Source organism: Gordonia sp. SL306 (assembly GCF_026625785.1).
Lineage (GTDB): Bacteria > Actinomycetota > Actinomycetes > Mycobacteriales > Mycobacteriaceae > Gordonia.
Window position 1 is genome coordinate 3,946,544 of sequence record NZ_CP113063.1, and the last position, 20,495, is coordinate 3,967,038.

19 protein-coding genes are annotated in these 20,495 nt (G+C 65.7%); 4 read left to right on the forward strand and 15 right to left on the reverse strand.

The genetic code is table 11. The features are described from left to right. Positions 1-28: 28 nt before the first annotated feature. The 4 genes from OVA31_RS18105 to OVA31_RS18120 all read right to left on the reverse strand — a co-directional run bounded on the left by OVA31_RS18105 (position 29) and on the right by OVA31_RS18120 (position 4,604). A complete protein-coding gene (locus tag OVA31_RS18105) occupies positions 29-1,228 on the reverse strand; it encodes an FAS1-like dehydratase domain-containing protein (protein ID WP_267627997.1) in 1,200 nt (399 codons plus the stop codon). Positions 1,229-1,242: 14 nt separating this feature from the next. Beyond that, positions 1,243-2,232: an MDR family oxidoreductase gene (locus tag OVA31_RS18110; protein ID WP_267627998.1), complete on the reverse strand. Its 990-nt coding sequence runs from the start codon at positions 2,230-2,232 to the stop codon at positions 1,243-1,245. A 93-nt stretch (positions 2,233-2,325) separates the two neighbouring features. Next, complete coding sequence (locus tag OVA31_RS18115) at positions 2,326-3,105, reverse strand: SDR family NAD(P)-dependent oxidoreductase (protein WP_267627999.1); 780 nt, start codon at positions 3,103-3,105, stop codon at positions 2,326-2,328. Continuing rightward, positions 3,102-4,604 (reverse strand): class I adenylate-forming enzyme family protein, encoded by a 1,503-nt coding sequence (locus tag OVA31_RS18120; RefSeq protein WP_267628001.1) that lies wholly within the window; start codon positions 4,602-4,604, stop codon positions 3,102-3,104. The genes OVA31_RS18115 and OVA31_RS18120 overlap by 4 nt, the downstream gene beginning before the upstream one ends. 55 nt (positions 4,605-4,659) lie before the next feature. Here OVA31_RS18120 and OVA31_RS18125 point away from each other — a divergent pair, with 55 nt between their 5' ends. The 4 genes from OVA31_RS18125 to OVA31_RS18140 are packed head-to-tail and all read left to right on the forward strand — an operon-like array spanning position 4,660 to position 8,795. Continuing rightward, positions 4,660-5,862 (forward strand): CaiB/BaiF CoA transferase family protein, encoded by a 1,203-nt coding sequence (locus OVA31_RS18125; RefSeq protein ID WP_267628002.1) that lies wholly within the window; start codon positions 4,660-4,662, stop codon positions 5,860-5,862. Then, entirely contained in the window at positions 5,855-6,748 is an 894-nt protein-coding gene (locus OVA31_RS18130) for an HpcH/HpaI aldolase/citrate lyase family protein (RefSeq protein WP_267628003.1), read from the forward strand. The genes OVA31_RS18125 and OVA31_RS18130 overlap by 8 nt, the downstream gene beginning before the upstream one ends. Then, positions 6,745-8,016: an acetyl-CoA hydrolase/transferase family protein gene (locus tag OVA31_RS18135; RefSeq protein ID WP_267628004.1), complete on the forward strand. Its 1,272-nt coding sequence runs from the start codon at positions 6,745-6,747 to the stop codon at positions 8,014-8,016. Before OVA31_RS18130 ends, OVA31_RS18135 begins: the two co-directional genes overlap by 4 nt. Positions 8,017-8,033: 17 nt before the next feature. Beyond that, complete coding sequence (locus OVA31_RS18140) at positions 8,034-8,795, forward strand: enoyl-CoA hydratase/isomerase family protein (protein WP_267628006.1); 762 nt, start codon at positions 8,034-8,036, stop codon at positions 8,793-8,795. 19 nt (positions 8,796-8,814) lie between these two features. Here OVA31_RS18140 and OVA31_RS18145 read toward each other — a convergent pair whose 3' ends face one another. From OVA31_RS18145 to OVA31_RS18195, 11 genes are all read right to left on the reverse strand, one after another. Continuing rightward, positions 8,815-9,357 carry a carboxymuconolactone decarboxylase family protein gene (locus OVA31_RS18145; protein WP_267628007.1) on the reverse strand — a complete coding sequence of 181 codons (543 nt, stop codon included), beginning with the start codon at positions 9,355-9,357 and terminating at the stop codon, positions 8,815-8,817. 44 nt (positions 9,358-9,401) lie between these two features. Continuing rightward, complete coding sequence (locus OVA31_RS18150) at positions 9,402-10,145, reverse strand: SDR family NAD(P)-dependent oxidoreductase (RefSeq protein ID WP_267628008.1); 744 nt, start codon at positions 10,143-10,145, stop codon at positions 9,402-9,404. Beyond that, positions 10,142-10,975: a TauD/TfdA dioxygenase family protein gene (locus OVA31_RS18155; protein ID WP_267628009.1), complete on the reverse strand. Its 834-nt coding sequence runs from the start codon at positions 10,973-10,975 to the stop codon at positions 10,142-10,144. The genes OVA31_RS18150 and OVA31_RS18155 overlap by 4 nt, the downstream gene beginning before the upstream one ends. Positions 10,976-11,017: 42 nt before the next feature. Then, positions 11,018-11,578 (reverse strand): nuclear transport factor 2 family protein, encoded by a 561-nt coding sequence (locus tag OVA31_RS18160; protein WP_267628010.1) that lies wholly within the window; start codon positions 11,576-11,578, stop codon positions 11,018-11,020. A gap of 33 nt (positions 11,579-11,611) precedes the next feature. Further along, positions 11,612-12,442: an SDR family NAD(P)-dependent oxidoreductase gene (locus tag OVA31_RS18165; RefSeq protein ID WP_267628011.1), complete on the reverse strand. Its 831-nt coding sequence runs from the start codon at positions 12,440-12,442 to the stop codon at positions 11,612-11,614. Between the two features lie 56 nt (positions 12,443-12,498). Next, entirely contained in the window at positions 12,499-13,050 is a 552-nt protein-coding gene (locus tag OVA31_RS18170; RefSeq protein WP_267628012.1) for a nuclear transport factor 2 family protein, read from the reverse strand. Further along, the gene (locus OVA31_RS18175; protein ID WP_267628013.1) at positions 13,047-14,486 is read right to left on the reverse strand and encodes an aldehyde dehydrogenase family protein; all 1,440 of its coding nucleotides are present in this window, start codon (positions 14,484-14,486) and stop codon (positions 13,047-13,049) included. Before OVA31_RS18175 ends, OVA31_RS18170 begins: the two co-directional genes overlap by 4 nt. A 36-nt stretch (positions 14,487-14,522) precedes the next feature. Continuing rightward, the gene (locus OVA31_RS18180; RefSeq protein ID WP_267628014.1) at positions 14,523-16,229 is read right to left on the reverse strand and encodes a thiamine pyrophosphate-binding protein; all 1,707 of its coding nucleotides are present in this window, start codon (positions 16,227-16,229) and stop codon (positions 14,523-14,525) included. Then, positions 16,210-17,145 carry an SDR family NAD(P)-dependent oxidoreductase gene (locus tag OVA31_RS18185; RefSeq protein ID WP_267628015.1) on the reverse strand — a complete coding sequence of 312 codons (936 nt, stop codon included), beginning with the start codon at positions 17,143-17,145 and terminating at the stop codon, positions 16,210-16,212. The genes OVA31_RS18180 and OVA31_RS18185 overlap by 20 nt, the downstream gene beginning before the upstream one ends. Before the next feature lie 39 nt (positions 17,146-17,184). Beyond that, the gene (locus OVA31_RS18190) at positions 17,185-19,020 is read right to left on the reverse strand and encodes a flavin-containing monooxygenase (protein ID WP_267628017.1); all 1,836 of its coding nucleotides are present in this window, start codon (positions 19,018-19,020) and stop codon (positions 17,185-17,187) included. Between the two features lie 66 nt (positions 19,021-19,086). Further along, positions 19,087-20,460 carry an aromatic ring-hydroxylating oxygenase subunit alpha gene (locus OVA31_RS18195; protein WP_420714220.1) on the reverse strand — a complete coding sequence of 458 codons (1,374 nt, stop codon included), beginning with the start codon at positions 20,458-20,460 and terminating at the stop codon, positions 19,087-19,089. Positions 20,461-20,495: the final 35 nt, after the last annotated feature.

Sequence of the window (20,495 nt, forward strand, 5' to 3'; positions counted from 1 at the left end):
TCGCTTGGATGACAGGTGTGATGCCGCCTCAGCGCGGCAGTTCGACCTCGGCGGTACACGACACCAGGCCGGCGCCGTCCTGGTTGGTGAGCTTCAACTTGATCTGGACGAGCGGGACGCCCCATTCGGACTCGGGCTGCTTGTCGATGACCTCGGCGTCGAAGTAGGTCACGTCCCCCTCGAAGGCCGGAGCCCGGAAGTCCGCCTTGGTGTGGCGGACCATGCCGTCGTAGCCCGCCCAGTTGGCGAGGAAGTCGGTGCACCACGCGCCCATCGTCGCGCCATACCCGTAGGCGCGCGCCATGCCGACCTCGCCGGCCTTCTCGGCGTCGATGTGGCCCCGGGACGGGCCGACGTAGAGCCCGTCCCGCTTGCGCGGATCGATCTTCGCGTCCTCTTCGTCGAACCCGAAGCCCTCGCCCCAGCCCGGATCCTGGTAGACCCACGGGTCGTCGATCCCCTCGGGCGCAACCCATTCGAACGTTCCCCAGATGTTGAACAGGAACGCGCGGTACTCGGTGGTGAACGACGCGATGCTGTGCGGCCCGATCACCCGGCGGGGCAGTGTGTCGCCGACCTTCACCTCGTCGAACCGTGGTGACACCCCAAGACGATTCGACAGCAGCCACTCGCGTCGCAGCGCCTCGAGCTCGATCAGCTCGTCGTTGGTCCACTTCTTGACGACGCCGACCTGGTTGTCGTACATGCCGCGCTTGGTGGCCTCGGCGGTGAGGTAACGGATCGCCGTCGAGCGTTCCCGCGCCACGAGGGCGCCGTGCTGATTGGTGTGGGTGGTGTCGCCACGGGAGAACATCGTCGGTCCCGCGAACTTGGTGTCCGCGACCTTGTAGTCGTGAAAGCGACGTTCCTGGAACAGCTTGTCGCCCGGTCGCACGGGCGTGCCGTAGAACCACCACTCCTCACCGCCGAAGATCAGATGGCTGTTGGGGATGTGCCCGACACAGGCGGGTGCCGCCCCGTGGCCGTAATCCAGTGCCACCGCGATGGACTGGGGTGCGATGATGCCGCAGTACCGGGACTCCCGAGCGAACTCCTGGTTCCAGTGGATCGGGTTCGGGTTGTCCATCGCCATGGCCCACCGGCGGATGTCGGACGTAGTGCACGGATCCCACAGCTGCCCACCGCCGATCGGCTTGCCGACCCGATGGTCGACATCGGACAGATCGAGCTCGGTGGCCTCGGTCTTCGATTCGGTCGTGCTGCTCAACGTGTTCTCCCGATCTATCGATTGACGTCGATGACGATTCGGCCGCGAATCGTGCCGTCCATGAGTTGTCCCGCCGAGGTGATCGCGTCCGCGAGGGACACCTCGTGCGCGATCGATTCCAGCGCATCAGGATTCAGGTCGCGGGCCAATCGATTCCAGGCGGTGGTGCGGCGCTGCTTGGGTGCCATCACACTGTCGATGCCCAGCAGGGACACACCGCGCAGGATGAACGGCGCGACCGACGCCGGGAAATCCATGCCCTGCGCCAGGCCGCATGCTGCGACCGCACCGCCGTACCGGGTCTGCGCGCAGGCGTTGGCCAGGGTATGGCTGCCGACGGAATCGACGACGCCGGCCCAGCGCTCCTTCTGCAGAGGCTTGCCCTTCTCCGCGAGTTCGGCCCGATCGACGATCGTGGTGGCCCCCAACTGCTCGAGGTATGCGGACTCGGTGGTCTTCCCGGTGGACGCGGCAACGGAGAAACCGGCCTTGGTGAGCAACGCGATCGCGACGCTGCCCACGCCGCCGGTCGCACCCGTGACGAGGACCTCGCCCTGATCGGGTCGCACGCCTGCGTCGAGCAATGCCTCGACGCAGAGGCTTGCGGTGTAACCGGCGGTCCCGATGGCCATCGCCTGACGCGACGTGAACTCCGCGGGCAACGGGATCAGCCAATCGCCCTTCAGCCGAGCGCGCTGGGCGAAGCCGCCCCAATGCGACTCGCCGACGCCCCAACCGTTCAAGACCACTCGATCACCCGCGGACCAGTCCGGATGCGAACTCTCGGCGACGGTGCCTGCGAGGTCGATGCCGGGCACCATCGGAAATGACCGGACGACGGGGGAGCTGCCGGTGATGGCGAGCGCATCCTTGAAGTTCAGCGAGGAGTAGTCCACCGCGATCTCGACATCGCCTTGGGGGAGCTCGGATGCCTCCAGGTCCTTGACCGAGACCGACTGGCCGGACTCGCCTTTCTCGATGACAACAGCCGAAAACTTCTGCAAAGCCGTTCCTTCCCAAGGGAGAAAAGTCGTTGAGGCCGACGTTACGTCAATCCTCATAAGGATAGCAATACTTGACTGGTTGACGATCTCTCGTCAGCGTGCGGTCCAGCCGCCGTCGACGACGATGGTCTGTCCCGTCACATATGCTGCCGCATCTCCGGCCAGCCAGACCACGGCTCCGACGATGTCGTCGGCCGATCCCTGCATGGGCAGCGGGGTGTTGCGCCGGAGGTATTCGGCGGCTCGCTCACTCTCGTACAACGGGCTGGTGATCTCGCTGCGGAAGAAGCCCGGCGCCACCGTGTTCACCCGGATCGAATGTCGTGCCCACTGGACGGCCAGTTCGGCGGTCAGCCCCGACAGGCCGGCTTTGCTGGCGGCGTAGGACGCCTGGGGGATGCCGGGTATGCCCACCCGCCCACTGATCGACGAGATGTTCACGATCGAGCCGCGTCCGATGGCCCGCATGTGCGGGAAGACGTTCTGCGCCAGTAGGAACGGCGCCATCAGGTTCAATCCCATGGTCTGTCGGATGGCGTCGACGGGTTCGGACTCGGCCCGCTCCTCGGTGAACATGCTGCCCGCGGCGTTGACCACGATCTCCGGCGGCCCGAGGGCCTCGGCCACCTCCGGCACGATGTCTCCCACCCGATCGAGATCGGACAGGTCGCAAGCGATGGGCACGCCGTCGATGCGTTCGGCGATCTCGGTCAGTCGGTCGCGGCGGCGGGCGACCACCGCGACGCGCGCCCCGGCTGAGGCCAGCGCCTGCGCCACGGCCGTGCCGAGTCCCGACGACGCGCCGGTCACGATCGCCACCCGGCCGTCGAGGTCGAACATCTCGGCGGGGCGGTGGCCGGGGCGCGGTGTCACGTGCTGCTCCTGCTCGTGGATCTCTCGACGAGGTCGATCAGGTCGGTCCGTTGCACCTTACCCATCGCGTTGACCGGCAGGGCGTCGATCTGGGACCAGATCTCCGGGACCTTGTAGGGGGACAGAGCTTTTCGGCAGCGCTCGGCGAGCGAGTCGAAGTCGACGGGCTTGCGTCCCTCGCTCTCGATCACGGCGGCGACCCGCTGGCCGAGGCGTTTGTCGGGCACCGGGTACACCGCTACCCGGGTGACGTCCGGGTCGGACCCGATGACGCGTTCGACCTCGAGCGGATACACGTTCGCGCCGCCCCTGATGATGACCAGCTTCTTGCGGTCCAGGACCGTCAGCCAGCCATCCCCGTCGACGGTTCCGATATCCCCGGTCGGCACCGGTCCGGGTTCGGCGGGACGCAGACCGTCGTGCTGCCAGTACCCCAGCATCGGGCGCCAGGCATCCGCCCACGGGCCGTCGGTGCGGCCGGTGACCTTCAGTTCGCCGAGCTCGCCCGCGGACAGCCGCCTGCCGTCGTCGTCGTAGGCGGCGACGTCATAGTGATCAAGCACCTGCCCGCTCGCCCCGGCCCGCCAGTCCTCGCCCACCGGATCGATCGACACGACTGCGGGCGCCTCGGTGAGGCCGTAGGTCGCGCGGGGCATGATCCCGTGGGCGGCGGCGAAGTCTGCGCGCAGTTCGTCGGAGGTGTCACTGCCGCCGCTCCACACCTCCTCGAGCGAACCCAGATCGATGTGCGGACGTCTGGCCAGGTCATAGAGCTGTGCCGGGGCGCCGTTCCACACGGTCACGCCCCGGCCGGCGATCCACTCGGCGACGCCGTCGACGTCCCGGCGGTTCATCACCACGGCGCAGCCCCCGCACTGGGCGGTGAGCAGGGTGGACAGCACCATCAGATTGAGGATGGTGAGCGGGAAGCTGTCGCCCTTGCGCAGCGTCCGGTCGAAGCCGCGCCCGGCCCGGAGTGCGGCACCCGGGAGCAACAGATTGCGCTGGCTGTGCACCACTGCCTTGGGTCGTCCGGACGTTCCGCTCGTGAACGCGATACCGGCAGGCGCGTCGATGTCGATGTCGACCGTCGGTGCCGTCTCGTCCCCGTCGAGCAGATCGGACCATCGCCCGGCGTCGACAACCTCGGGGGAGACCAGGCGGCACCTCTCGCCCGCCAGGATCACCGACGGCCGGCAGAGTTCGCGGACGTCGTCCTGCTCCTCTTCTGACAATGCCTCCCCGATGCCGGCCCAGATCGCGCCGATCCGCTGGGTGCCGTGAAAGGCCGCGACGATGTCGAGATCATTGGGCAGACATGCGGCGACACGGTCTCCGGGCCGTACCCCGAGTGACCAGAGCGCGCCGGCGACGCGACGTGCCTGCTGATCGAGTTCGGCGTACGACCACACCCCGGACACCGCCTCGACGGCCGGGGACTCCGGATGGGACGAGAGGGTGGGGTCCAGAACTTCGCCTATCGTCTTGAAATTCTCCACCCGCTACTAATACCACTATCCTTGTAAACATTGATCTGATAGTTTTTGTCCGGTGATGGCTGGCGAACACACGGGGGACGGCAGGCGACCGGCGCACACCGGTCCGCTGTCGGGGGTGCGGGTGGTCGATCTGACGGCCATGGTGATGGGCCCCTATTGCACGCAGATCATGGCAGACATGGGTGCGGACGTGGTGAAGATCGAGCCTCCCGCGGGCGACAACACCCGGTACATCTCGGTGGGTCCGGAGCAGGCGATGGCCGGGGTCTTCGTGAATGTGAACCGCGGAAAGCGCAGCGCAGTCATCGATCTGCGATCGTCGGACGGCAAAGCGGCACTGCGCGAACTGATCGCAGACGCCGATGTGTTCATCCACTCGATGCGGGGCACCGCGATCAAGCGGCTCGGCTTCGGCTACGACGAGGTCGTCGCGATCAACCCGTCGATCGTCTACACCAACTGTTACGGATACGGTCGTCGCGGCCCCGACGCGGATCGGACGGCCTACGACGACACCATCCAGGCCGAGTGTGGGCTGCCTTTTGTACAGCAACAGCTCACCGGGGAGGTCGGCTACGTCGGCACCATCATGGCCGACAAGGTCGCAGGCATGACCGCGTTGTACGCGACGATGATGGCACTCTTCCATCGCGAGCGGACCGGCGAGGGTCAAGAGGTCGAGGTCAGCATGTTCGAGACGATGGCGTCGTTCATGCTCGTCGAGCACGCGAACGGTGCCATGTTCGATCCACCCCTCGGACCGGCGGCCTATCCCCGGGCGGTCGCCCCGAATCGAAAGCCCTATCGCACCAAGGACGGTCACATCTCCGCGCTGGTCTACAACGACAAGCAGTGGTCGGTGTTCATCGATGCGGTCAACCCGCCGTGGGCCGGCGACCACTTCGCCACCCTGGCGCAGCGTGCGGCTCAGATCGACACCGTCTATGCGTTGCTGGGGGAAACCTTCGCCGAGCGGACCACGCAGGAATGGCTTGACCTGCTCCGGTCGCTCGACATCCCGGCAGCGCCGGTGAACAGTCTCGACGATCTCTTCGACAACGATCACCTGAATGCGGTCGGATTCTTCGAGGATGTGGAAACGCCGAATGGAACAGTGCGTTTCCCGGGGTCCCCGGCATGGTTCTCGCGCACCCCGGGAAAGGTGGCGGGCCCGGCTCCGCGGCTCGGTGCCGACACCGAGGAGGTACTCGACGAGATACGGCTCCGGTCTGGTGTGCGAGAGGAGGACGATGTCTGAGATCGGGGGAGAGATGAGGGTCCGCTCGTGGCTGTTCGCCCCGGGCGACAGCGAGAAGAAGATGGCCAAGGCGACCGCTGGCCCGGCCGACATGGTGATCTTCGATCTGGAAGATGCTGTCGCCGAAGACGAGAAGCCCACATCGCGGCGGTTGATCTCCGCATTCCTCTCCGACATCCCGGAGTCCGGGCGACGCCGTCTGTGGGTGCGAATCAATCCGCTCGACGGGCCACACGCGCTGGCCGATCTGGCTGCGGTCATGCCGGCCCGGCCGGGTGGGATCATGCTGCCGAAGGCGCGCGGACGCGGCGACGTCGAGCTCCTCGATCACTACCTGTGCGCGTTGGAGGTGGCGTCCGACATCGAGCTCGGATCGACCAAGGTCATCGTCCTGGTCACCGAGACCGCCGAGGCGATGTTCACCACCGGCGACTATCAGGGGGCGCCACGAGTGATCGCCTTGACCTGGGGCGCAGAGGATCTCGCGGATGCCGTCGGCGCGAGCGAGAACCGGGACCCCGACGGCGGCTACGCGTTCACCTACCAGCTCGCGCGAAGTCTCTGCCTGCTCGGCGCGGCGGCCGCCGGGGTGGCGCCCATCGACACCATCCAGGGCGATTTCACAGATCTCGACGGCCTGCGGGCGCGGGCGGAGCAGGTCCGCCGCGACGGCTACCTCGGGATGCTGGCCATCCATCCCGCGCAGGTCGAGGTGATCAACGAGGCCTTCTCGCCCTCGACGAGTGAACTCGAGGCCGCTCAGGAGATCGTCGATCTGTTCGCGTCGAATCCCGGGGTGGGGGCGATCGGATATCGCGGCGCGATGCTGGACCGTCCGCATCTGGCCCGCGCCGAGGCCCTCCTTGCGGCGAGGCGGCGTCCGTGACGGTGGTGACCCAGCCCCAGAACCTCGATCTGGCAAGCGTTCTGCGGCAGGGGGACAGCATCGTCATCGGTCAGGCTTGCGGTGAGCCGACCACCCTGCTCGAAGGGCTGGTCGCGCAGGGCCGCGACATCGGGGGCCTCTCGGCCTTCGTCGCGACGAGTTTCTCCGGCACGCTGACCCCCGAGTCGGCCGCATCCGTCTCGCTGTCGAGCATGGGGGCGATCGGTACCTTGCGGTCGATGAGCAAGGCCCACGCCTTGGACGTCATCCCGTGTCATGTCAGCCAGGTCGCCCCGATGATCACCGCGGGCCATCTGAGATGCGACGTCGCATTTGTTCAGGTCAGTCCGTCAGATGCCAACGGAGACCACAGTTTCGGGCTGATCAGCGACTATGTGCGCGCTGCCGTGGACAAGGCGCGCGTCGTGGTCGCGGAGGTCAACGACCAGGTGCCCTACACGCTCGGCGAACTCCTGCCTGCGTCGAAGATCGATCACGCGGTCCATGTCTCGCGTCCGCCGGTCCAGGTGAGCCCGGCGACGATCAGCGAGACCGATCGCGCGATCGCCGCGTACTCGGCCGCCTACATCGACAACGGATCGGTTATCCAGATGGGTGTCGGGGCCGTACCCGACGCCATGCTGCAGCTGCTCGTCGACCGCACCGACCTCGGAGTGCATTCGGGGATGGTCGGCAACGGGCTGGTGGATCTGGTCGAGGCGGGTGCGGTCACCAACGCGCGCAAGCGGATCGATCGGGGAGTGACGATCACCGGTGCCCTGATCGGGACGACTCGGCTCTACGAGTTCGCGCATCGGAACCCGGAGATCCGGATGTGCGCGACGTCGTACACGCATGACGCCGGGAAGATGTCCCAGCTCGACAACCTGGTGACCATCAACTCGGCAATGGAGGTCGACCTCACCGGACAGGTGAATGCCGAGCAGAGCGGAGCGGCGTATCTCGGTGGTACCGGCGGACAGGTCGACTTCGTCCGGGCAGGGGCGCGATCGGCAGGCGGGCGCGCGATCATGGCCCTGCCGGCGACTGCCAAGGGCGGAACCGTCAGCCGCATCACCGCACAGCTGTCGGGCCCGGTGACGACGGCCCGCAGCGAGGTGGACGTGGTGGTCACCGAGTTCGGTGCGGCCGAACTCCGCGGGCAGAGCATCGCCGAACGCACCCGGCGCCTGATCGCCATCGCCCACCCGGACTTCCAGGAAGACCTGGCGCGGGCAGCCCATCCGATCCAGCGGCGAAGGTTCTAGGTGAGAGGCATGTCCCGATGAGCGACGCCGTTCTGTTCGATGTCGACGACGAGATCGCGATCATCACGCTGAACCGGCCCGACACCAGGAACTGTCTGTCCGAGGATGTCCGTGACGGACTGGCGCAGGCGTGGGATCGATTCGAGAACTCCGACGACCTACGTGTTGCCGTTCTCACCGGGTCCGGGGAGACCTTCTGCGCCGGCGGCGATCTCAAGGAGATGGTGGCGACCGGCATGCAGGTTCCGCCTCGCGACATGTTCGCTCTGCCCTACGACACGGTGGAGTTGACCAAGCCGACCATCGCGGCGGTCAACGGCGCCGCGTTCGCCGGCGGCTGGATGATCGCGCAGGCGTGCGACCTCTGTGTGGCCAGCAGCAGGGCGAAGTTCGCAGTGACCGAGGTGAAGGTGGGTCGGAGCTCGCCATGGGCGTCGCCGCTGATCCACATGATCCCGCAACGGATCATGATGGAGATTCTCCTGACCGGTAAGCCCATCAGCGCGCAACGAGCGTACGAGATCGGGTTGGTCAACCGGATCGCCGAGCCGCACGACCTGCTGGACTCGGCCGTCGGACTCGCGCGCGAGATCCTGGTGGGTGCTCCGCTCTCGGTCCGCGCCGCGCGTGAGACCGTCATGCTCGCGACGGAGATGGGCCGATCGGCCGCATTGCAGGCAGCGCGAGCCGCGTCGGAGACCTGCTACCGCAGCGAAGACGCCCAGGAGGGGCCCGCCGCGTTCGCCGCGAAACGGACCCCTCGATGGCAGGGGCGCTGAGGACCGCCCATCCCGGGCGCTACCGCGCGTGGTCTCGGGGCAGGAACGGCACGAGACCGGGTTCCGGCTGGATTCCGAACGACCGCAACGCCATCGCCAGCATGGCGTAGCAGCCGACAGTGAACACCACATCCATGAGCTGTTGCTCGTCCATGTCGCGCGCGAGCGCGGTCCACGTCTCGTCGCGGATCGTCCCCTCGTTCAGCAGTTGGTCGACCGATGCCACCAGAGCTCGGTCGGCAGGCGACCATCCGGTCGCATCGGGACCATCGGCCACCCGCTCGATCTCGTCGGCGCTGACCCCGGCCCGGTCGGCGAGGATCACATGCTGGGCCCACTCGTATGCGGCCTGGCGCAGGTGCGCGACCCGCAGGATGAGCAATTCACGTTGTCGCGTCGACAATGCGGATCCGGCCAGCAGATGTTTGTTGAAGGACAGGAACGCCATCGCCAGGCTGGGGTATCGGGCGAGAGTGCCGAGCAGATTGTCGCCGGCCTGCCGCTCGTGATCGGGAGCCACGCTCTTGACCGACGACCGGAACCCGCTCACGAAGTCCCGCATCTCTGGGGACCAATCTACCTGTGGCGCAGGACTTATCCGATCGGTCACGTGTTGCGCCCGCCGTTGACCCCGATGATCTGGCCGGTGATGTAGCCGGCCTCCTCGCTGACGAGGAACGCGCATGTCGCGGCCACGTCCTCGGGCTGTCCGATGCGTCCAACCGGTGTCTTGGCGATCTGGGTGTCGACGTCGAACATCCCCGAATCGACGGTCTTGCGCAGCATCGGGGTGTCGATGAAGCCCGGCGGGATCGTGTTGACCGTGATCCCACGCCGTCCGAACTCGAGCGCGAGAACCTTTGTCAGCCCGACCACCCCGGACTTCGCGGTCACGTAGCCGGCCAATCCGGGGGAGCCGCTGTGCACGCTCGACGACGAGATGTTCACGATGCGGCCCCAGCCCTCCTCGAGCATGTCCGGGATCACCGCCTGACAGCAGTCGAACGTGCCGGTGAGGTTGATCGCGAGTGCGCTGTCCCAGCTCTCACGGGTGATCTCGAGGAACGGGGTCGCCAGGGTTGCACCTGCGCTGTTGACGAGTACGGTCGGGCGGCCGAGCCGGTAGCGCACCTCCTCGACACCCGCGTCGATCTGGGCGCGGTCGGTCACGTCGACGGCCAGTCCGATCGCCTTGCCACCGGCATCCTCGATCGCCCGGGCGGCCGCCTCGGCGGCCTCGCCGTTGACGTCGAAGATCGCGACCTGGTCGTTGCCGGATGCGAGTCGCGTACTGATCGCGCCGCCGATTCCCGATGCGCCGCCGGTGACAATTGCCGTACGACCACTCATTTGATCTTCTCCTCGCCTGCGACGGTGATGCGGTGCATGATTCGGGGCTTGTCCCGGTCGAACTCGCGGACCCGATGGACCAGGCCGGTGTTGTCCCAGAAGACGGTGTCTCCTTCGGTCCAGCTGTGGCTGCAGACCTTTCCCGGTCCGGTGATGCGGTCGCGTAGTTCGGACAACAGCGCCTTGCCCTCGTCGACATCCATCCCGGCGATATGCGACGCCGTCGCGCCGAGCACCAGGGAGCGACGACCGGAATCGTGTTCCCACACCAAGGGGTGTTCACGGACCGTGCGAGTTGCCCAGTCCTCCAACTGCTCCGGCGTCGGGTCGGTGTAGGTCATCCGCTGGACGGCGTCGAAGGTGTGGACGACCCTGAGCTGGGCGAACCGCTCCTTCTCGCTCTCCGAGAGGTCGTCGTAGGCCCCGTAGGTGCTGGCGAACTCCGTCTCGCCGCCTTCGGCCGAGGTGACCCTCGCGGTCAGGATGGACGACTTGGGCGCGATCTCGTCGAGGAGGCCGTCGATATGCCAGAACTCATTGCTCCGAAGATAGGCGGCATTCGGGTTGGACGGGTTGAAGCTGATCTCCATCACCTCCTCCGTCTCCGGTGGCAGGTGTGAGAAATTGATCAACGTGCCGAGCTTGCGGCAGAACTCGACCAAGACCTCGTCGCTCGCGTTCAACTCGGGGAACAGCAGGACCCCCGAGTTCTCGAGTGCCTCTGCGATCGTGCCCGGTAGATCGGCGTCACTGCTGAGTCGGCCGGCATCGACGTCGAGCACCTTTGCGCCGACGTTCTCCGAGAGCCTTTCGGTTCTGATCGTGCTCATGGGTGATTCTCCTACTGTCGGGTGTCGCGGGGTTCCCTGGTGTCAGCCGGGGATGTTCGCTGCGCGCTTGTTGGTCAGGGGCCGGGTGTAGGAAGGGTCGTCCGGACTGCGGGACGGGGCGCCGTTGCCGTTGATGTCGGGGACGTCGGCAAACGGGATGGCCATCGTCGGAACCATGCCCGACCATTCGATCGCGTTGGTACGCAACGCGATCTTCCATTGCCCTTCGCGCCGCTCGAGGCGGTCGATGTAGCGTCCGCCTGCGATCCAGTTGCTGTCGTCGCGGTTTCGGCCGACGAACAGGTAGTACGTCTCGGTATGGGCGACATCGCCGGTGATGTCGCAGGTGTGGTTCAACAGGTTGTGGTGCGTGGCGACCTGGCCTTGTTCGTGCATCGGCACGGACCACTCGTAGAGGTCGACCGGACCTCCGACGAAATCTCCTGCGGCGATCGTTGCGTCGGGATGGAAGGCCGACAGGAACGCATCGCGATCGAATCGGTCCATCCCACGGCTGAACCGCGTCATGACATCCATGATGTCCTGGCGATCCAACAATTCGTCGAGTCGCGTGAGCGACTCCGCGGATACCGTGCTACTCATCGTTGTTGGCTCCGTTCGTGTGGTGCTGCTTGCTCAGACAGGGGCCCAGATCGGCTCGCCGCGGGTGGCCCGCAGCGAGGGGATGGACCGTCCGTCGATGTCTTTGATCCGGTAGTCGTCAGCGAGTTCGGCGGTGATGAACGTTCCACCGCTGCGACTCATGACGGCGTCGTCGGCGGCCAGTGCCGCGATCACCCGGCCGGGGTACTCGGGCGAACAGCCGTGGGCAGGCTGCGTGGCGGCCTGTGCCTCCAGTCCCTCGATGGCGGCCAGATTGCGTTGGGCGCGCTCGGTGAACGTCAGCCCCTGCCACAGCGAGATCGAGGCGACACCATGACCTTTCAGTTCGATCGCCATGTCCCGTGCCATGCGGTCGACGGCAGATTTTGCGGTGCCGAAGACCACGCCGTAGGTGTATGCCACACCGGTATAGCCGGAGATCGCGACGATGAGACCCGACTTCTGCGGGACCATGATCCGTGCCGCGTGCCACGCGCACACGAAGTTCGACCGCACCCCGACGTCCATCATCTCCCAGTTGGCGAGGGGTTTGTGCCAGAAGGGCTCCGGGTCGGTGAGGTCGTCTGGCAGGGCGAAGGCGTTGTTGACGAGGACGTCGAGGCGACCCTGCTCGCGCTCGATCCGATCGAACAGGGCCGCGACATCGTCGTCGTCGCCGTGGTCGACCTGTACGGGGATACCCTTCCCGCCGCGGCGATCGCACAGCGCCGCCGTTTCCCCGATGGTGCCGGGCAGCTCGTGCGTGTCCGGGGTCAGGGTGCGGCCGGTCACGTAGACCGTCGCGCCCTCGCCGGCAAGGGCCAGGGCGATGCCCTTGCCGATGCCGCGGCTGGCGCCGGTCACGACGGCCACCCTGCCCGACAGCGAATACGGTTCCGACGACGACGTCACGTGTGGCCCTACCGCTGTCCTGCGACGAGGGAGGCGCCGAAGAAGGCTTCGCTGTGATCGCCGTTGGCTTTGCCGGTGTAGTGATCACCCCGGAATTGCTCGCCCATCATGCCCTGGGACCAGTCCGCTGCGACCCCGAGATCGCGGGACCAGTCGTAGAGCATGGTGCGCGCAGCGATTCGCCACTCGCCGTCCCGTCGCGCAAGGCGATCGAGGTAGCGGCCGCCGAGTACGACGTCGTGCTCCTCGGTACCGAAATCCACCCGGTGGTAAGCCGTGACATGGGTCTCGGCCAACGCTGTGGCACCGTCGAGGGAGATCACGCTCTGGCCGAGGGCATGCTGGGTCAGCGGTACCGCAGGCGATCCGGGCACGACCCAATCCAGGTAGGCATCCAGATCCCCGGCGAAGATCCCGAAATCCATGGCGGCGTCGGACCAGAAAGATGCCCGGATCAGGTCGGCATCTCGCCGGTCCTCACCCCGAGCGACCCCCGCGATACCCGCGCGGATCTGTTCGTGATCGAGCAGTGTCTGGACATCCTTCGGCCCGAACGTCATTCGCTGTCTCCCTGCGTGGGGCTGTATCCGAGGATGCCCTTGATCTCCAGGTAGTCGTCGAAGCCGAACTCGCCCCATTCGCGACCGTTGCCACTCTTCTTGTACCCGCCGAACGGTGCGCAGAAGTCGAACGCATCGTTGATGGCCACCGACCCTGCGCGGATTCGGCGGGCCACCGATCGCGCTTTGTCGAGGTCGGCGCCTGCGACGAAACCTGCGAGTCCGTACTCGGTGTCGTTGGCGATGTCGATCGCGTGGTCGATGTCCTCGTACCCGAGGATCGTCAGCACCGGGCCGAATATCTCCTCACGGGCGATCGCCATGTCGTTCTTGACATCAGCGAACACCGTCGGCTGCACGTAGAAGCCCTTCGTGAGGCCCTCGGGCCGTCCGGGACCACCGGTCACCAGGGTCGCGCCGTCGTCGATGCCCTGTTGGATGAGGCCCTGGATCTTGTCGAACTGCGATTCCGACACCACCGGTCCGATCGAGAAGTCACCTGCCGGATCGCCGACGGTGACCGACGGTGCGGCGTCCTTGGCTGCTGTGATCGCTTCTTCCATGCGGGCGTTGGGCACCAGCATGCGCGAGGGGGCACTGCAGGTCTGCCCGGAGTTGAGCATCATGGTGACGACGCCCTTCGAGACATTCTCGGCGAAATCCGCATCGTCGAGGACGATGTTCGGTCCTTTGCCGCCGAGTTCCTGGGTGACCCTCTTGACACCGGCCGCGGCGTTCTTGGCGATGTCGATGCCGGCGCGGGTGGAACCGGTGAAGGAGACCATGTCGACGTCCGGATGTCCCGACAGCGGCACCCCGACACTCGGTCCGTCGCCCTGGACCAGGTTGAAGACACCCGCCGGAACTCCTGCAGCGTCCAGGATCTCGGCAAAGACCTGACCGGTGAACGGCGATCTCTCCGACGGCTTGAGCACCATCGTGCAGCCGGTCGCCAGTGCGGGGAAGACCTTCACGGCGATCTGGTTCATCGGCCAGTTCCACGGCGTGATCAGTGCACAGACACCGATCGGTTCCTTGACCACCAGCGATTCACCGCGCTGCTCCTCGAAGGTGAAGTTCTGCAGCGCTTCGATCGCGGTGCCGAGGTGACCCGCACCCAGGCCGACCTGGAAACCGTTGGCGAGTGCGCTGGGCGCACCCATCTCCTCGGTCAGTGCGGCGGCCAGATCGCCGCTGCGGTTCTGGTATTCGGCGGAGATGTTCTGCAGCAGCTCGACACGCTCCTCGACGGTGCTCGTCGACCAGCCGGCGAACGCCTTCCGGGCGGCGGCCACCGCCTTGTCGACATCCGCCGCGGAACCCGACGCGACCGTGCCACAGACCTCTTCGGTAGCGGGGTTGATGACGTCGAAGGTCGCCGACTGTGCGGAGTCGACCCATCGGCCACCGATGTAGAACTTACGATACTCACGCATGACAGCCCCAATTCTCTTTTCGTGCAACGGGAAGTGCTACTGCTGGCCCTCGGCGTACCACGTGCGGAACTCGTCGTAGCTCGGCATCTCCTCGGAGTTCGCCTTGGGGTCGACGGCGACGTGGATGACGCCCGGCTTGCCACTGGCGAACGCGCGCTTGATGGCCGGTGCGATGTCTTCGTCCTTCTCGACGTATTCGCCGTAGCATCCGAATCCCTCGGCGACCTTGTCGAGCCGGGTTGCCTCGCTCCAGTGGACGCCGGTCTCCCGGGAACCCTGACCGTAGGTGCGCTTGTAGACGCCCACCTCGAGTCCCCACGCGTAGTCGACGGCGACGACGCAGACGAGCGGCAGATTGAGGCGTGCCGCGGTCTCCAACTCGGAGATGTGGAACTGGAACGACGAATCACCGGTGATCAGCATCATCGGACGCTTCCCGCCGTCGGCGACGCCTGCTCCGACCGCGTACGGCAACCCGGTCCCGAGGTGCCCGAAGTTCTGATTCCACATGACGTCATGCGGTTTGGCCTGCGAATAGGTCCAGCCGAAGATGGTCGTCGCGCCGCCGTCGCGCACCATGATCCCGTCGGCCGGGAAGTCCTTCGTCGCCTCGACAATCAATCGTGCGGGATGCACGGGGCTCGCTCCCGACGGCGCGGTCTCGGCGAGCTCGGCCAACTGCGCCGCGTCGTCGGAGATCCAGCGCTTGAGTTCCGGGGTCGCTGTGCGCGGCGAATCCTTCAGGGCCTCGACGAGTTGGGGCACCACGGCACGGAGATCGCCGACCAAGGGCACGTCGATCGGACGATTGACCCCGATCGCGGCCGGGTCCTGCTCGATCAGCAGCCAACTGCGCTCGGCCTCGCCGTCGACCCAGTGCCTGCCCTTGCCGAAGTGCACCGGCTCGCCGAGTTCGGTGCCGATGGCAAGGCACAGATCTGATGTGACGACTGCCTCGACGGCCGCCTTGGAGAAGCCGTACGGGAAGGTGCGGTCCTCCAGTCCTTCGATATAGGACGTGCCGCCGGAGGTCTGGATCACCGGACACGCCATCAGGTCTGCGAGTTCCTTCACCGACGCGCCGGCGCGAGCCGTGTGGACGCCGTGGCCGATGAGCAGGATGGGCTGCTTGGCAGCACCGATCAGGCGTGCGGCCTCGTCGACCTTGTCCTGGCCTGCGGTCTGTCCGACGAGCCGATATTTGCTGGGAGGCAAGGCAGGCGGCACATCCAGTTCTTCCTGGATCACGTGTGAGGGGTACTCGATGTAGACCGGACCCGGTGTCCCCGACAGCGCCTTGCGCAGACCTTCCCTTATGATCTCGTCGGTCTGATCGGCGTATTCGATACTGGCGCTGTACTTCACGGCCGGCTCGATGAGCCCGGACTGCTGGACGAACTGAATCCGTCCGCGGCGAACCCGCTGTTCGGTGATCCGAGCCCGCTGCCCACCGAGGAAGATGACGGGTGAGTTCTCGACCTTGGCGCACATGACGGCGCCGGCCATGTTCGCGATGCCCGGTCCCAGTGTGCCGATGCAGACCGCGGCTTTGCCGGTCATCCGGGACACCGCCTCGGCCATGAAACCCGCCGTCTCCTCATGGTGCGGGGCGACCACATTCCAGCCCCGCTCCTCGGCTGTGTGGAACAGGTGGACGAAATTGGGGTCCGGGATGCCGAACATCGTGTTGATGCCCTCGGCCTCGAAGAGGTCGAGAATTCGTTCATAGACCTTGACTGACACGCGCGCTGCCCTCCGTCGCTAGTGCGAAACTCTTCGTGATGTGGTCGACATGGCCTGACGGGACTACCGGCAGGAGCCACGAATTGGTGGTGTCGCGGATTTCGTCGATGCGCTCGCCGACGTCGTCGACGGACCACGAGGACTGGTACACGCCCTCGGTCTCGGCGATATAGGCGCGGGCCACCCGTCCGGCTATCGACACCAGCATCTCGCCGGTGATCGAACAGGATTCGTGGGCGAGCCACCCCACCGCGGGTGCGATCAGCTCCGGCCCCATCGGCGGGTAGGCGGAGGTGTCGAGTCCTTCGGCCAGCCGCGTCAGGGCGGCCGGGACGATGACATTCGACAGCACCCCGTGTTCGTGGCCCTCCAGCGCCGCGACATTGGAGAGGCCGATGATCCCGGCCTTGGCCGCGCCGTAGTTGGCGACGCTCTTGTTGCCGTAGATGCCGCCGATCGACGATGTCAGCACCACGCGGCCGTAACCGGCTTCGCACATCAGTGGGAACGCCGGTCGCACCACATGGAAGGCACCACGAAGGTGGACATCGAGGACGGCATCGAAATCCTCGTAGGTCATCTCCGACAACGACGCATAGCGATTGTTGCCTGCGTTGTGCACGAGAATGTCGATCCGGCCGAAACCCTCCACCGCCGAATCGATGATGGCGCGTCCGCCGTCGGCGGTGGCCACCGACTCGGTGCACGCGATGGCCTCGCCGCCCATGTCCCGGATCTCCCGGACCACGCCGGCCGCGGGACCGGAGTCGGTGTCCTCACCGCTGATGCTGCTGCCGGGATCGTTGACGACGACCTTGGCGCCACGGGATGCCAGCAGGAGGGCATAGGCCCGCCCGAGGCCACGTCCGGCACCGGTGATCACCGCGACCCGGTTGTCGAATCGGAGCTCAGACATCGAAGGCTCCGCACTGACGGTGCGTTTGACAATCGCGTATCACTTCTCCAGCACCAGGCCTTCCAGCTCGCCGGTGTCGCGCCACGCCTGCAGCCGATCACTGAGCTCGTAGAAGCCGCCCCAGAACGGATCACCCAGGAACGACCGTCCGTTCGGCTCACCCTCGCTGTTGTAATAGCCGGGGGTGCACTCCATGGTGAAGGTGCTGTTGTCCACGGAGAATTCGCGGATGGTCTGCACCCAGCCCTCCTCGGCCTCCGGGGTGGGCTCGACGTAGGTGGCGTCGCGGCGCAGGGCCTCTCCGATGATGTAGGAGATGTGATCGGCCTGCTGCTCGAACATCAGCGTGGTGGATGCGGTGACACCGCCTTGTACGAACCCGGTGGCGAAATGGTTGGGGAATCCGTGCGCCATCACTCCGTGCAGAGTGCGGAAGCCCTTGCCCCAATGGTCATACAGTGACACCCCGTCGCGGCCCGCGAACGGTTTGATGTCGAACTGCCGATCCAGGGCAGTGGTGATCTCGAAGCCGCTGGCGAACACGATGCAATCGACCTCGTACTCGACACCGTTGGCGACAACCCCCTTCTCCGTGATCCGCTCGACCCCCTTGGTCTCCGAGACGTCGACGAGGGTGACGTTCGGACGATTGAACGTCGGCAGGTACTCGTCGTTGAAGACGGGCCGCTTGCACATGTTTCGGTAGTAGGGCTTCAGCTTCTCCGCCGTCTCCGGGTCCTCGACGATCTGCTCGACGCGCTGACGAAGCCGCTCCATCGCGCGGTAGTCCTCGATCTCCTTGAGTTCCATGAACTTCGCCGGATCGGCCAGTGCGGCCCAGCCCTCGTAGTTCTCGGTCGCGTTGAGCTTTGCCGCCATGTTGCGTGCGACCTCGGTCCAGCCATCGCAGATGAGGTCGGGTTCACCCGGGTTGTAGAACGCGAACGCCGCATTGTGGAAGTTCCGCTGCCGCGCGGCCCGCCACCCCGGTTCCAGGGTCTGTACCCATTCCGGGTCGGTGGGGTAGTTTGCCCGCTCGAAGATGTAGGAAGGCGTGCGCTGGAAGACGGTGAGATGCTCGGCTCCGCGCGCGAGATGCGGGATGGCCTGTACACCACTGGAACCCGTGCCGATGACGGCGATGCGCTTGTCGCCGATCTTGTCCAGGCCACCGTGCAGATCGCCGCCGGTGTAGTCGTAATCCCAGCGGGCGGTGTGGAAGGTGTGGCCCTTGAAGTCCTTGATACCGGGGATGCCGGGCAGCTTCGGCCGGTTGTAGGGGCCCTGGCACATGATCACGAAGCGGGCGCGGATCGCATCACCGCGATTGGACGTGATCTGCCACCGGCTGATCTCGCCATCCCACTCCAGTGACTTCACCAGGGTGTGGAACAGCGCATGGTCGTACAGGCCGAAATGCTCCCCGATGCGCTGAGCGTGATCGAAGCACTCGTCACCCTTGGAGAACTTCTCCTTCGGCATGAAGCCGGTCTCTTCGAGCAGGGGCAGGTAACAGTAGGCGTCCGAGTCGATCTGGATGCCCGGGTAGCGGTTCCAGTACCAGACGCCACCGAAATCCCCGCCGAGCTCGATGATCTTGAAGTCGGAGACGCCCGCCTGTTGGAGCCGTTGTGCGGTGATGAGACCGCAGAATCCGCCTCCGAGAATCACCACGTCGATCTCGTCGGTGATCGGCTGACGCGGTACCACCGGGAGATGCGGGTCGCCCTCGTAGAACTCTGCGAAGTCGTCCTCGGCCTCGAGGTACTGAGCCTGACCATCGGAGCGGAGTCGCTTGTCACGCTCGTGGAGGTATTTCTCATGGAGAGCGGCGATGTCGACGTCGGGTGTCTGCGTGGGTTCGCAGTTCTGCATGATGATTCCTTGCTTCGGTACTGCTGGTGAGGGGACGGAGTGATCAGGGGTTGGAGACGATGGGCCTCAGGCCAGGTCTTCGGGGGCGCCGGTGCCCATGTACCTGGCCAGGTTGTGATGCAGGTTGACGATGCTGCGCTCCCGGTACGGATTGGGCTTGGCGCCCGAGAAGCCTTGTGACTTAACACCCTTCTGGACCGCGGCCATGTTGGAGAAGTCCTGGGGCAGCACGGTGCGCCAGCCCGGGTCGTCCTCCGGGGTGAACTCCCATTCGGTCTCCGGCTCTTCGCCTTCGGGGAACAGTTCGAAGACAGCAGCCTCGAAGTAGCACTTGTCGGGATCGTCGCCGTACGGTCGGGCGCTGTAGCAGAGCATGTTGTTGAGCGCGTGGCCGATCTGGAAATTGGGGAAAATCTGCCAGGCCGTCCCGCTCTTGGAGACGGTTTCGTTGTCGACGGTCGGCCAGATCACGCCCCGTTCGGCGTCGTCGCGCCGTGCCGACGTCAGCCAATGTGCGAGCACTTCGTTGGCCGGTGTCCCTTCGGGCAGTTCATCGATCAGCCGCTGAGCCGCGTCCACCAGGGTGCGGGTGGTGTTGGTGTTCGCGTTCTCCCACGTGAAGTTCTGTAGATCGATGGTCGAGATCCGGGCATCGGGGCCGTCGGCGACGCGTAGCTTGGCCTGGTTGTCCTCCATGCCCTTCGGCGCGTCGTACCCGATGTTGCTGTGCTTGCCCTGCGCGCGGGACCAGCCGAGGAACGTGCCATAGGCGCGGAACTCGGGGTGTGTGTAGGGAACGTGGTAGGTCTCCATGAAGGCTTCGAGTGCGATCTTCCAGTTGCAGTCGAATACCAGCCACTTGCGCCAGCGGTACCGCATGTTCTCGAGCTGGAACGGATCGAGCAGACTCGCCGCGGGCTCCAGGTAATCGCGCAACGGCTCGCAGTCCGGATCCATGTTGATCCAGATCCAGCCGCCCCAGGTGTCCACCTGCACGTTGCGCAGGTGGGTCTTCTCCTCGGTCAGACCCGTCGGCCAGTCCTCCCGTTCGGCCGCCCAGGTGTTGCGGCCTTCGAGATCGTAGGTCCAGCCGTGGAAGCCGCAGACAAACGTGCGGCACTTGCCCTTTGCCTCTCGTTTGCCCTCGGGGGTGTCCACCAGGCGGCGTCCACGGTGTGAGCAGACGTTGTGATAGGCGCTGATCGTATCGGGGGAGGAGCGGGCGATGATGAACGAGTCCTCCATGATCTCGTAGGTGAGAAAGTCGCCCACCTTCGGGATCTCCTCGACCCGGCCGACCTGCTGCCAGACCTTGTTCCACAGTTTGTCCCGCTCGGCGCGGAGATAATCTTTCGAGATGTAGGCTTCGACACCGATCTCCAGAGGAGTCGTCGGCGGCTCGCCGTTGGACTGTCGGGCCGCTTCCTGGATGTCGTCGATTGTGTCAGTCATGACGTTCTCCCGGTGAAAATTGT

Coding starts and splice junctions, on each gene's coding strand:
- OVA31_RS18125 (WP_267628002.1), top strand. CDS start 4,660: ATGGCTGGCGAACACACGGGGGACGGCAGGCGACCGGCGCACACCGGT.
- OVA31_RS18130 (WP_267628003.1), top strand. CDS start 5,855: ATGTCTGAGATCGGGGGAGAGATGAGGGTCCGCTCGTGGCTGTTCGCC.
- OVA31_RS18140 (WP_267628006.1), top strand. CDS start 8,034: ATGAGCGACGCCGTTCTGTTCGATGTCGACGACGAGATCGCGATCATC.
- OVA31_RS18145 (WP_267628007.1), bottom strand. CDS start 9,357: ATGCGGGACTTCGTGAGCGGGTTCCGGTCGTCGGTCAAGAGCGTGGCT.
- OVA31_RS18150 (WP_267628008.1), bottom strand. CDS start 10,145: ATGAGTGGTCGTACGGCAATTGTCACCGGCGGCGCATCGGGAATCGGC.
- OVA31_RS18155 (WP_267628009.1), bottom strand. CDS start 10,975: ATGAGCACGATCAGAACCGAAAGGCTCTCGGAGAACGTCGGCGCAAAG.
- OVA31_RS18160 (WP_267628010.1), bottom strand. CDS start 11,578: ATGAGTAGCACGGTATCCGCGGAGTCGCTCACGCGACTCGACGAATTG.
- OVA31_RS18170 (WP_267628012.1), bottom strand. CDS start 13,050: ATGACGTTCGGGCCGAAGGATGTCCAGACACTGCTCGATCACGAACAG.
- OVA31_RS18175 (WP_267628013.1), bottom strand. CDS start 14,486: ATGCGTGAGTATCGTAAGTTCTACATCGGTGGCCGATGGGTCGACTCC.
- OVA31_RS18185 (WP_267628015.1), bottom strand. CDS start 17,145: ATGTCTGAGCTCCGATTCGACAACCGGGTCGCGGTGATCACCGGTGCC.
- OVA31_RS18190 (WP_267628017.1), bottom strand. CDS start 19,020: ATGCAGAACTGCGAACCCACGCAGACACCCGACGTCGACATCGCCGCT.